Genomic DNA, 10,682 nt, shown 5'->3' on the forward strand with positions numbered 1-10,682 from the left:
ACCGGTCTAGGACTTCGCGCTGGTGAACCAGCGCGTCTTCAGCCGCCATGAGTGCGCCGAGGTCAAGGCGAAGCCGGCGCCGCAGGCGCACGCGAACACCCACACCAGGATCGTGCCCGCCATGGTCTGGAGTTGCGGGATGAAGGCGGTGGTGACCCGCACCAGGCACGCGCCGATACCCATAGCGGAGGCGAACAGGTACACGTTGGCGATCGGCCGCGACCGCGGATCGTGGCGCAGGATCAGCAGTGCCCGGCCACCGTAGAGCAGCAGGTAGATCAGCATGCTGCAGAGCAGCAGCCAGTAGACGTTCAGCCAGAAGTCGGTCGGCACGTCGAAGAAGTCGGGCCGGTAGATCGCTGCGCCGTTGCCCAACCAGAAGGCCGCCAGCAGAAGCGGGATGCACAGTGTCGCGGGCAGTTCGACGAACTGCTTGAAGCGCTGATGCAGCGCGTGGTCCTGCTCCAGCCGGCCCAGTGCGTTGTACACCACCGCGGACGCGGCCACGATGTAGCAGTCGTGGCCGATGTAGTCCTCGAGGTTCCACTTGCCGGTCATCGAGTGCAGCCAGTGGCCGAGCGTCTCGGAGGCCAGCGGCGACATCAGCAGCACTGCCGCGCCCTGCAGGGCGATGTTCAGCGTGGCGGCGACTTCCCAGCGGCAGGACCAGGTCACGCGGCGAATCCAGAGACTCCATGCGATGCACGAGAGAGTGATCGCGATCAGTGTTGCCAGAGCCATCGGGGGGTTTCGCTTTCGGGCGGTGCGTCGTCAGCGAATTCTAGACGTTTGCGAGTCCTACAGCGGCGGTGCGTCCAGGCGTGGTGTCAACTCCGAGAGCTTCGGGCGACGTCTGGTGGCGGTGCGTTCGGCGGTCTGCGGCAGGGTGGCCACCAGTTGAGCCGAACCGGCGGCCTCGACGTAGCTCCACACCTCTTGACGGCTCATCAGCCCGAACTGAATCTGCAGGTCGGGATAGTTCAGTTCGAAACGGTCGGCGACTCGCCGCAGCTCTTCGGCGTTGGGGTAGTCGGCCTCTTTGATGCGCCGGTAATAGGTGCTGCTGGAGATGCCGAGCGCGTCGAAGATGTCCTTGGCGTCGATCTCCCCGTCGAGGAGGTAGTCGAGCAGGGCTTTGAGCTGTCGGCCGTTCTCATCAGTCCTGGGCACATGAACACCATAAACCGTGTCCCCGTCAAGGGGAATTGGTCCCGGCAAACCAGTGAAACAATCTTAATTGACATGGCCGTCACAGTTTTGGGACCACTCTCCCAAAATTGGGACATCCGCTGTACGGTAGCTGCATGGTTGCTCCCTACATCGCTGACGAGGTCAAACAAGGGCCCGTCTTCGCCATGCCGGTAACGCTGGAGGTGTTTGACCGCCCGGTCGGGTCGTCGCCGCAGCAGTTGCAGAAGTTCCGCACTTCGCCATCGAGCGAATTATTGGCCGAACTTGATGCCGCAGCCGAATGGCTCGGGGTGCCGACCGAAGAAATTCTGCTCGCCGCGCTCGCCCGCACCTTCGGGCGCACCCGCGGCGACGGCGCCGTCGCCGTCGACGTCACCGGCGGGCGCCGCTGGTTGACCCACGCGGTGACGCTGCCCTGCGCGGCTTCGCTGCCGATGGGGCCCACCGAATTGCTGCAGGGCGCTCACAGCGCGCTCGCCTCGGCATCCGGCTATCCCGAACCGCGGTCCGCGGTGCTGCTCGACGTCACCGACCGGGAAAACGATCGACCTTCCAGTGGCTGCGCCCTGGAGCTGCGCGTCCAGCGCGTCGACGACGGGCTTGCCATCGACTGGTGGTACGACGCCGCCCGTCTCGACGACTATTCGGTCGAGGAGATGGCCGAGCAGTTCCCGCTCGCGCTCGTCGAGATCACCTCGGACGCTGCCGCGCCGCTGTGAGATAGAATCCCGGCCAACGACATCGATCCGGCCATCACCGGGGAGTCTTCGGAAGAACAGCGTCTTCGCCCAGTAGAACCGAACGGGTCGGCCCGTCACAGCCCACAATGAGCGGCGCACACCGGTGCGCAAGCGGGGTGGTACCGCGGTGCTCACGCAAACGCGTCGGCGTCGTCCCCGTGCCCGGAACTCGAGGCACGAAAGAGACGTACCGACGTGAGCGCCTACCCCAAGCCGGCAAGCGGATCGCCGAGCTTCCCCCAGATGGAACGCGAAGTCCTCGCCTACTGGAACGAGGATGACACTTTCCGCGCCACCATCGAGAACCGGGACGGCGCAGCAGAATTCGTGTTCTACGATGGGCCGCCGTTCGCCAACGGGCTGCCCCACTACGGCCACCTGCTGACCGGGTACGTCAAGGACATCGTTCCGCGCTATCGCACGATGCGCGGCTACAAGGTGGAACGGCGGTTCGGCTGGGACACCCACGGGCTGCCCGCCGAACTCGAGGTGCAGCGCCAACTCGGCATCACCGACAAGGCCCAGATCGACGAGATGGGCATCGAGAAGTTCAACGACGCGTGCCGGGCGTCGGTCCTCAAATACACCGACGAGTGGCAGGACTACGTCACCCGCCAGGCGCGGTGGGTCGATTTCGACAACGACTACAAGACCCTCGACATCGGCTTCATGGAGTCGGTCATCTGGGTGTTCAAACAGCTGTGGGACAAGGGCCTGGCCTATGAGGGCAACCGGGTGCTGCCGTACTGCTGGAACGACGAGACCCCGCTGTCCAGCCATGAGCTGCGCATGGATGACGATGTCTACCAGAACCGGCAGGATCCTGCGCTCACGGTCGGCTTCCGGATCGATGGAGGGCCCGTTCCCGACCTGCTCGGCGCCCACCTGCTGATCTGGACCACGACCCCGTGGACCCTGCCGTCCAATCAGGCCGTCGCGGTCCACCCCGACGTCACCTACGTCATGGTAGAGGCCGACGGGCGACGGTTCGTGCTCGCCGAGGCCCGGCTCGGCGCCTACGCACGGGAGCTGGGCGAGTCGCCCACGGTCGTCGCCACCTACACGGGGCGCGATCTGCTCGACGTGCGTTATGCGCCGCCGTTCCCGTACTTCATGGACTCGCCCAACGCTTTTCGCGTGCTGCCGGCCGACTTCGTCAGCACCGAGGACGGAACCGGGCTGGTGCACATGTCACCGGCCTACGGCGAGGACGACATGGCCACCGCGCAGGCGGGCGGCATCGACGCCGTCACCCCGGTGGACGCCAAGGGGCGCTTCGACGCGACCGTGCCCGACTACGCCGGCCAGCACGTCTTCGACGCCAACCCGCAGATCATCCGCGATCTGAAGAACGGCACCGGTGCTGCGGCCCGAAACGGCGCCGTGCTGCTGCGGCACGACACCTACGAGCACTCCTATCCGCACTGCTGGCGCTGCCGCAATCCGTTGATCTACCGCGCGGTGTCGTCGTGGTTCATCAAGGTCACTCAGTTCCGGGACCGCATGGTGGAGCTCAACCAGCAGATCACCTGGTACCCCGAGCACGTCAAGGACGGCCAGTTCGGCAAGTGGCTGGCCGGCGCCCGGGACTGGTCGATCTCGCGAAACCGGTACTGGGGCACGCCCATTCCGGTGTGGAAGTCCGACGACCCGGCCTACCCGCGGATCGACGTCTACGGCAGCCTCGACGAACTCGAACGTGACTTCGGGGTGCGGCCGGACAACCTGCACCGCCCGTTCATCGACGAGCTGACCCGCCCCAACCCCGACGATCCGACGGGCCGCTCCACGATGCGCCGCATCGAAGACGTGCTCGACGTGTGGTTCGACTCCGGGTCGATGCCTTACGGCCAGGTGCACTACCCGTTCGAGAACCAGGACTGGTTCGACTCGCATTTCCCGGGCGATTTCATCGTCGAGTACATCGGGCAGACCCGCGGCTGGTTCTACACCCTGCACATCCTGGCCACCGCGCTGTTCGACCGGCCCGCGTTCCGCACCTGCGTGTCGCACGGCATCGTGTTGGGCAACGACGGCCAGAAGATGAGCAAGTCGCTGCGCAACTATCCGGACGTCACCGAGGTGTTCGACCGTGACGGCTCCGACGCGATGCGCTGGTTCCTGATGGCCTCGCCGATCCTGCGCGGCGGCAACCTGATCGTCACCGAGCAGGGCATCCGCGAAGGTGTCCGGCAGGTGCTGCTGCCGCTGTGGAACGCCTACTCCTTCCTGGCGTTGTACGCGCCCAAGAAGGGCACGTGGCGTACCGATTCGCCGCACGTGCTGGACCGCTACATCCTGGCCAAGCTCGCGGTGCTGCGCGACGACCTGACCGCGTCGCTGGATGTCTGCGACATCTCGCAGGCCTGCGACCAGCTGCGCCAGTTCACCGAAGCGTTGACGAACTGGTATGTGCGACGGTCACGTTCGCGGTTCTGGGACGAGGACGCCGACGCCATCGACACGCTGCACACGGTGCTGGAGGTGACGGGCCGGCTGGCGGCGCCGCTGCTGCCGTTGATCACCGAGGTGATCTGGCGCGGCGTCACCGGCGAGCGGTCGGTGCACCTGACCGACTGGCCCGAGGCCGGCGAGGTGCCCGCGGATGCACAGCTGGTTGCCGACATGGACCTGGTGCGCGATGTCGCCTCGGTGGCCTCTTCACTGCGCAAGGCCAAGAAGCTGCGGGTGCGGCTGCCGTTGCCGAAATTGACTGTGGCGGTGGAAGATCCTTCGCGGCTGATGCCTTACCGCGACCTGATCGCCGACGAGCTCAACGTCAAGTCCGTCGAGCTCACCGACGACATCGCCGCCCACGGCCGATTCGAGTTGACGGTCAACGCGCGCGTGGCGGGCCCGCGGCTGGGCAAGGACGTCCAGGCCGCCATCAAGGCCGTCAAGGCCGGGCAGGCGTCGGTCAACGACGACGGGACGCTGACCGCGGGACCGGCGGTGCTGCGGCCCGAGGAGTACAGCTCGCGCCTGGTCGCCGCCGACCCGGAGTACACCGCCGCGCTGCCCGAGGGTGCCGGTCTCGTGGTGCTCGACGGCACGGTCACCCCGGAGCTGGAGGCCGAGGGTTGGGCACGCGACATGATCAGGGAGTTCCAGGAGGCGCGGCGGCGGTTCGGGCTCGACATCGGTGATCGCATCGAGCTCGAGCTGACCGTGCCGGAGCTGCCCGACGGCTGGCGTTCGGAGCTGGCCGATCTGATCGCGCACGAACTGCTCGCCACGCGGTTCCGCATCGACAGCACCGCCGACGCCGAGCCCGGGCAGGACGGTGACGGCTGGCTGACCGGTCGCGTCGGCGCCGATCATCCGTTCCGCCTGCGTCGGGTCGAGCGCGCAGGCGGCTAGGAGCAGTCCTATCCGGCGCGCAGTTGCCGTCCGGTGTCGGGGTGTTCGGCCTGCCACTGCCGCTCCACGCGCTTGACGCGCTGGTGCTCGAGGGCGATCAGCAACGCCCCTGCTGTCACCAGCGCACCGGCGATCAGGCCGAGCACCAGGGACAGGTCTCGGTTTCCGTACGCTGTCGCGGCGACGGTGCCGGCGATCAGGACGGTCCCGACGGCGATGAGGATCAGTCCGGGCCACCACAGGGTGTCGATGAAAGATTCGCCGGCGTGTTGAAAGGTTGTCCGCACGTGGTCCACCGGGTCTCGATGAGCGCCCTTCATGGGTATCTCCCTCCTGCTGCAGAGATACCTCGACCGTACGCCTGTGGTGACCTGGATCACAGTGTCGAGTCGGTGACGCGGGCGCTGCGACCGTCGAACTCGACGACGTCGCCGGCGTGCAGTTGCCGTCCGCGACGAGTCTCGGTCTCACCGTTGACCGAGACCCGGCCGTCGGCGATCACCGACTTGGCGTCCGCGCCGGTGTCGATGAGACTCGCCAACTTCAGGAACTGGCCGAGTCGAATCGTGTCGTCGCGGATCGGCACGTCGTCCATGACCGTCACCGTAGCGCCCTAGCATCGACACGATGGGCGCTCGGTGGGTCCTGCACCTGGACATGGACGCGTTCTTCGCGTCCGTCGAGCAGCTGACCCGCCCGACGCTGCGAGGGCGTCCCGTTCTGGTCGGCGGCGTCGGTGGCAGGGGAGTGGTCGCCGGCGCCAGCTACGAGGCCCGGGTGTTCGGTGCGCGTTCGGCGATGCCCATGCATCAGGCGCGACGACTGGTCGGTGCCGGCGCGGTGGTGTTGCCGCCGCGCGGTGTCGTGTACGGACTCGCCAGCCGTCGGGTGTTCGACACGGTGCGCCGACGGGTGCCGGTCCTCGAACAGCTGTCGTTCGACGAAGCATTCGGCGAGCCGGCCGAATTGTCCGGTGCCGACGAGTCCGACGTCGAGCAGTTCTGCCAGGACTTGCGCGCTCAGGTGTACACCGTGACGGGGCTGGTGGCGTCGGTCGGTGCAGGGTCGGGCAAGCAGCTCGCCAAGATCGCATCCGGGCTGGCCAAACCCGACGGCGTGCGGGTCGTGCCACGCCACGACGAACAGCGTCTGCTGGCAGCGCTGCCGGTGCGGAAGCTGTGGGGGATCGGCCCCGTGGCCGAGGACAAACTGCACCGGCTGGGCATCGAGACGATCGGGGCGTTCGCAGCGTTGAGTGAGTCCGAAGCCGCCAGCATCCTCGGGGCCACCGTCGGGCCGGCGCTGCACCGGTTGGCCCGCGGCATCGACGAGCGCCCGGTCGCGGAGAACGCGCCGGCCAAACAGATCAGCGCGGAGTCCACGTTCGCCGAGGACATGCGCACTCTCGACCAGTTGCGCGATGCGATCGGCCCGATCGGCGACCACGCGCACCGCCGGCTACTCAAGGACGGGCGCGGTGCGCGCACCGTCACGGTGAAGCTCAAGCGGTCCGACATGAGCACGTTGACCCGGTCGGCGACCCTGCCGTACGCCACCACCGATCCCGCCACCTTGATCGGGACGGCTCGGCGGCTGTTGCTCGATCCCGTCGACATCGGCCCCATCCGCCTTCTCGGCGTGGGGTTTTCGGGTCTCAGCGATGTGCAGCAGGAGCCGTTGTTCCCGGAGTTGGAATCGGTGACCGAAGAGACTTCCGACCAGGACGTCCCGGCGACGGTGAGCGACCTCGCCGAAGCGGCGCCGGCGTGGCGGCTCGGCGACGACGTCGTCCACACCGACTACGGGCACGGCTGGATCCAGGGCGCCGGTCACGGGGTGATGACCGTGCGCTTCGAGACCCGCAGCACCGGCGCGGGGCCGGCGCGCACCCTGGCCCTCGACGATCCGGCGGTGTCACGGGCCAACCCGGTCGACAGTCTGGACTGGGCCGACTACGTCGAACAGGTGGCGCGTCACCCGAGCACGCCGTAGACCTTCAGCCCCAGCGTGCGAAGACGGTGTCCGGCGTCTCGCCGCCGGCCAGTGCGGCCATCAGCAGCACCCTGGCCTGGGGCGGCCGCAGCTGCGGGACGATCACCGCGCCCACGTCGACCAGTGCGCGGCCCGGGCCGTAGCCGGGACTGACCAGTCCGCCGGCCACTCGGGTCGAGACTGCGACCACCACGCCGTCGCGGCAGTGCCGACGCACCGCGTCGATCACCGCGGCACCGGCGTTGCCCGAACCCATCGCCTCCAGCACGAGGCCGCGCGCGCCGGCCCGCACGCACGCGTCCAGCGCCGTCGCGTCGGCGCCCGGGTACGCCGCGACGATGTCGACGCGCGGCGCGTCGGCGGCCCGCAGCGGTCCCAGGTACGGCGCGTGAACCCGGGAACCGGCCGGCGAGTACGCGCCGGCGACAACCGAACCCGTCACCGGTCCGGTGAAACTCTGTAGGTCGGTGGTCGTGGTCTTGGCCAGCCCCAGCGGCGCGAACACCGTGCCGGCGAAGCAGACCGCGACGCCCAGTCCGTGCGCGGCCGGGTCGCCGGCGACGGCCACGGCGTCGCGCAGGTTGCGCGGGCCATCCGGGTCGGGGGCATCAGCGCTGCGCTGCGCGCCGGTCATCACGACCGGCGTCGCACCGTCATAGGTCAGTGCCAGCCACAGCGCGGTCTCCTCCATCGTGTCGGTCCCGTGGGTGACGACGACGCCGTCGGCCCGATCCGCGGCGTCGCGCACCGCAGCGGCGATGCGGTCCCAGTCGGTGGGTACGAGCGCGGAGCTGTCGACGCTCATGACGTCGTGCACCTCGACGTCCAGACCCGCGGTGAGATCGCTGCCCGAGCGGGTGGGGCGTTTCACGCCCTGGGTGTCGGCGCTGGTCGCGATCGTGCCGCCGGTGGTGATCACGACGAGTCGGGCCATGGGTGGAATTGTCGCTCATCGGGGCTTTGGGATGATGGACCGGTGACTGACGATTCCGCCGGCCCGGCCGCTGAGGACCAGCGCATGCAGCCTGCGCCACGACGCCGGGTGCGTCTTCTGCTCGGGGTGGCCGCCGTGGTGCTCGTGGTGGACGTCGTCACCAAGGTGCTCGCTGTCGAACTGCTGACGCCCGGGGAACCGGTGTCGATCATCGGCGACACCGTGACGTGGACGTTGGTGCGCAATTCCGGTGCCGCATTCTCGTTGGCCACCGGCTACACGTGGGTGCTGACGTTGATCGCGACCGCGGTGGTGATCGGCATCATCTGGATGGGTCGTCGCCTGGTGTCGCCGTGGTGGGCGATCGGGCTGGGGATGATCCTCGGCGGCGCGATGGGCAACCTGATCGACCGCTTCTTCCGCTCTCCGGGCCCGCTGCAGGGCCACGTGGTCGACTTCTTGTCGATCGGATGGTGGCCGGTGTTCAACGTGGCCGACCCGGCGGTGGTCGGCGGGGCCATCCTGCTGGTGGTGTTGTCGTTGTTCGGCTACGACTTCGATTCCCCGGGGAGGCGCCAGCCGGACGGCGGCGAGGATTCCGCTGAGGCCGAGACCGCATGACGACGCGGTCGATGCCGGTGCCCGAAGGGTTGGCCGGTATGCGGGTGGACGCCGGACTGGCGCGGTTGCTGGGCTTGTCCCGGACGGCGGCGGCCGCGCTGGCCGAGGACGGCGGTGTCGAACTCGACGGCACGGTCGCCGCGAAGTCCGACAAGCTGACGGCCGGGGCCTGGCTGGAGGTCCGGTTGCCCGAAGCGCCGGCACCGGTGGAGAACACCCCCGTCGACATCGAGGGGATGGAGATCCTCTACTCCGACGACGACATCGTCGCCGTCGACAAGCCGCCGGGCGTGGCCGCCCACGCGACGGTGGGCTGGCACGGACCCACCGTGCTGGGCGGGTTGGCCGCGGCCGGGTTCCGGATCAGCACCTCGGGAATCCACGAGCGTCAGGGCATCGTGCACCGCCTCGACGTCGGCACGTCGGGGGTGATGGTGGTGGCGCTGTCCGAACGCGCCTACACGTTGCTCAAGCGCGCGTTCAAGCAACGCACGGTGCAGAAGCGCTATCACGCTCTGGTGCAGGGCCATCCCGACCCGTCGAGCGGCACCATCGACGCGCCGATCGGCCGCCACCGCGGCCATGACTGGAAGTTCGCGGTCGTCGAAGGCGGTCGGCACAGCATCACCCACTACGACACCCTGGAGGCGCACCGCGCGGCGAGCCTGCTCGACATCGAACTGGAGACGGGCCGAACCCACCAGATCCGGGTGCACTTCGCCGCGCTGCACCATCCGTGCTGCGGCGACCTCACCTACGGCGCCGATCCGACGCTGGCCAAGAAGCTCGGGCTGGAACGGCAATGGCTGCATGCGCGGTCGTTGGCGTTCGCGCACCCCGCCGACGGTCGACACATCGAGATCGTCAGCGAATACCCCGCGGACCTACAGCGCGCGCTCGACGCGCTGCGCAACCACGAACTGTGAGGTCCGGACTGCTCTTCGGAGTGGGTGCGTACGGGATGTGGGGAATGTTCCCCGCGTTCTTCCCCCTGCTCAAACCGGCGGGCGCGGTGGAGGTGCTGGCCCACCGGATCATCTGGAGCTTCCTGCTGATGGTCGTCGTGGTCGCCGTCGTCCGCCGGATGGGCGACCTGCGCCGGATCACCCGCCGGGAATGGTTGCTCCTGACCGCGGCCGCGGCGCTCATCTCGATCAACTGGCTGATCTACGTCTACGCCGTCAACAACGGCCATGTGGTCGACGCGGCGCTCGGCTACTTCATCAACCCGCTGGTCTCGATCGCGCTGGGCCTGCTCATCTTCCGGGAGACGCTGAACCGCTGGCAGCTCGCTGCGCTGGTGATCGCGGTCGTCGCGGTCGTGGTGCTCACGGTCAACGTCGGTGAGCCCCCGTGGATCGGACTCGGCCTCGCGGCGTCCTTCGGGCTCTACGGTGCGGTGAAGAAGCTGGTGCCCACCGACCCGCGGGTCAGCGTCGGCGTGGAAGCCGGCCTGGCCACGCCGTTCGCGCTGGCCTACGTGATCGTCATCGGGCTCACCGGGCACGGCACCTTCACGGCGCACGGAAGCGGCCACGTGGTGCTGATGATCATGGCGGGAGTGCTCACGGCCCTTCCGCTGCTTTTCTTCGCGGCCGCCGCGCAGCGACTGCCGCTCGTCACGCTGGGGCTGTTGTTCTACATGACGCCCGCGATGCAACTGACGTGGGGCGTGCTCGTCGGCCAGGAGCCGATGCCGCCCGCGCGGTGGTTCGGCTTCGCTTTGATCTGGGTGGCTCTGCTGCTGTTCACGGTGGACGCGGTACGTCGTGGCCGTGCTGATCGGCGCACCGTGCGGGCCGCACAATCGGTGGTCTGAAGACACGCATCCACGACACGCCGAG

General features: G+C 68.2%; 11 protein-coding genes. 6 read left to right on the forward strand and 5 right to left on the reverse strand.

The window, feature by feature from the left end; genetic code table 11:
- Window positions 1–6: 6 nt before the first annotated feature.
- Window positions 7–741: a hypothetical protein gene (locus tag ACQI46_RS11275; protein ID WP_427094071.1), complete on the reverse strand. Its 735-nt coding sequence runs from the start codon at window positions 739–741 to the stop codon at window positions 7–9.
- Window positions 742–798: 57 nt separating this feature from the next.
- Window positions 799–1,170, reverse strand: coding sequence for an XRE family transcriptional regulator (locus tag ACQI46_RS11280; protein WP_427094072.1), 372 nt, complete (start codon window positions 1,168–1,170; stop codon window positions 799–801).
- A 134-nt stretch (window positions 1,171–1,304) separates the two neighbouring features.
- On the opposite strand from ACQI46_RS11280, the gene ACQI46_RS11285 reads away from it, so the two are divergent.
- Complete coding sequence (locus tag ACQI46_RS11285) at window positions 1,305–1,910, forward strand: hypothetical protein (RefSeq protein WP_427094073.1); 606 nt, start codon at window positions 1,305–1,307, stop codon at window positions 1,908–1,910.
- Between the two features lie 264 nt (window positions 1,911–2,174).
- The gene (gene ileS, locus ACQI46_RS11290; RefSeq protein WP_427094217.1) at window positions 2,175–5,291 is read left to right on the forward strand and encodes an isoleucine--tRNA ligase; all 3,117 of its coding nucleotides are present in this window, start codon (window positions 2,175–2,177) and stop codon (window positions 5,289–5,291) included.
- Window positions 5,292–5,299: 8 nt separating this feature from the next.
- Here the strand turns inward: ileS and usfY are convergent, their stop codons facing one another.
- Together usfY and ACQI46_RS11300 are read right to left on the reverse strand one after the other, a co-directional pair.
- Window positions 5,300–5,611 carry a protein UsfY gene (gene usfY / locus ACQI46_RS11295; RefSeq protein WP_427094074.1) on the reverse strand — a complete coding sequence of 104 codons (312 nt, stop codon included), beginning with the start codon at window positions 5,609–5,611 and terminating at the stop codon, window positions 5,300–5,302.
- Between the two features lie 56 nt (window positions 5,612–5,667).
- Window positions 5,668–5,886: an RNA-binding S4 domain-containing protein gene (locus ACQI46_RS11300; RefSeq protein WP_427094075.1), complete on the reverse strand. Its 219-nt coding sequence runs from the start codon at window positions 5,884–5,886 to the stop codon at window positions 5,668–5,670.
- Between the two features lie 32 nt (window positions 5,887–5,918).
- Here ACQI46_RS11300 and ACQI46_RS11305 point away from each other — a divergent pair, with 32 nt between their 5' ends.
- Window positions 5,919–7,283: a DNA polymerase IV gene (locus ACQI46_RS11305; RefSeq protein WP_427094076.1), complete on the forward strand. Its 1,365-nt coding sequence runs from the start codon at window positions 5,919–5,921 to the stop codon at window positions 7,281–7,283.
- Window positions 7,284–7,287: 4 nt separating this feature from the next.
- Here ACQI46_RS11305 and ACQI46_RS11310 read toward each other — a convergent pair whose 3' ends face one another.
- Entirely contained in the window at window positions 7,288–8,217 is a 930-nt protein-coding gene (locus ACQI46_RS11310) for an asparaginase (RefSeq protein ID WP_427094077.1), read from the reverse strand.
- A gap of 84 nt (window positions 8,218–8,301) precedes the next feature.
- On the opposite strand from ACQI46_RS11310, the gene lspA reads away from it, so the two are divergent.
- Genes lspA through rarD form a run of 3 tightly spaced genes read left to right on the forward strand, consistent with a single transcriptional unit; the run spans window position 8,302 to window position 10,657 of the window.
- Complete coding sequence (lspA, locus tag ACQI46_RS11315) at window positions 8,302–8,838, forward strand: signal peptidase II (protein WP_427094218.1); 537 nt, start codon at window positions 8,302–8,304, stop codon at window positions 8,836–8,838.
- Window positions 8,835–9,764 carry an RluA family pseudouridine synthase gene (locus ACQI46_RS11320; protein WP_427094078.1) on the forward strand — a complete coding sequence of 310 codons (930 nt, stop codon included), beginning with the start codon at window positions 8,835–8,837 and terminating at the stop codon, window positions 9,762–9,764. The genes lspA and ACQI46_RS11320 overlap by 4 nt, the downstream gene beginning before the upstream one ends.
- Window positions 9,761–10,657 (forward strand): EamA family transporter RarD, encoded by an 897-nt coding sequence (rarD, locus tag ACQI46_RS11325; RefSeq protein WP_427094079.1) that lies wholly within the window; start codon window positions 9,761–9,763, stop codon window positions 10,655–10,657. The genes ACQI46_RS11320 and rarD overlap by 4 nt, the downstream gene beginning before the upstream one ends.
- The last annotated feature ends 25 nt before the right edge of the window (window positions 10,658–10,682 follow it).

The organism is Mycobacterium sp. SMC-4, assembly GCF_050205565.1.
GTDB lineage: Bacteria > Actinomycetota > Actinomycetes > Mycobacteriales > Mycobacteriaceae > Mycobacterium.

Coding starts and splice junctions, on each gene's coding strand:
- usfY (WP_427094074.1), bottom strand. CDS start 5,611: ATGAAGGGCGCTCATCGAGACCCGGTGGACCACGTGCGGACAACCTTT.
- lspA (WP_427094218.1), top strand. CDS start 8,302: ATGCAGCCTGCGCCACGACGCCGGGTGCGTCTTCTGCTCGGGGTGGCC.
- ACQI46_RS11305 (WP_427094076.1), top strand. CDS start 5,919: ATGGGCGCTCGGTGGGTCCTGCACCTGGACATGGACGCGTTCTTCGCG.
- ACQI46_RS11300 (WP_427094075.1), bottom strand. CDS start 5,886: ATGGACGACGTGCCGATCCGCGACGACACGATTCGACTCGGCCAGTTC.
- ACQI46_RS11275 (WP_427094071.1), bottom strand. CDS start 741: ATGGCTCTGGCAACACTGATCGCGATCACTCTCTCGTGCATCGCATGG.
- ACQI46_RS11320 (WP_427094078.1), top strand. CDS start 8,835: ATGACGACGCGGTCGATGCCGGTGCCCGAAGGGTTGGCCGGTATGCGG.
- ACQI46_RS11310 (WP_427094077.1), bottom strand. CDS start 8,217: ATGGCCCGACTCGTCGTGATCACCACCGGCGGCACGATCGCGACCAGC.
- ACQI46_RS11285 (WP_427094073.1), top strand. CDS start 1,305: ATGGTTGCTCCCTACATCGCTGACGAGGTCAAACAAGGGCCCGTCTTC.
- ileS (WP_427094217.1), top strand. CDS start 2,175: ATGGAACGCGAAGTCCTCGCCTACTGGAACGAGGATGACACTTTCCGC.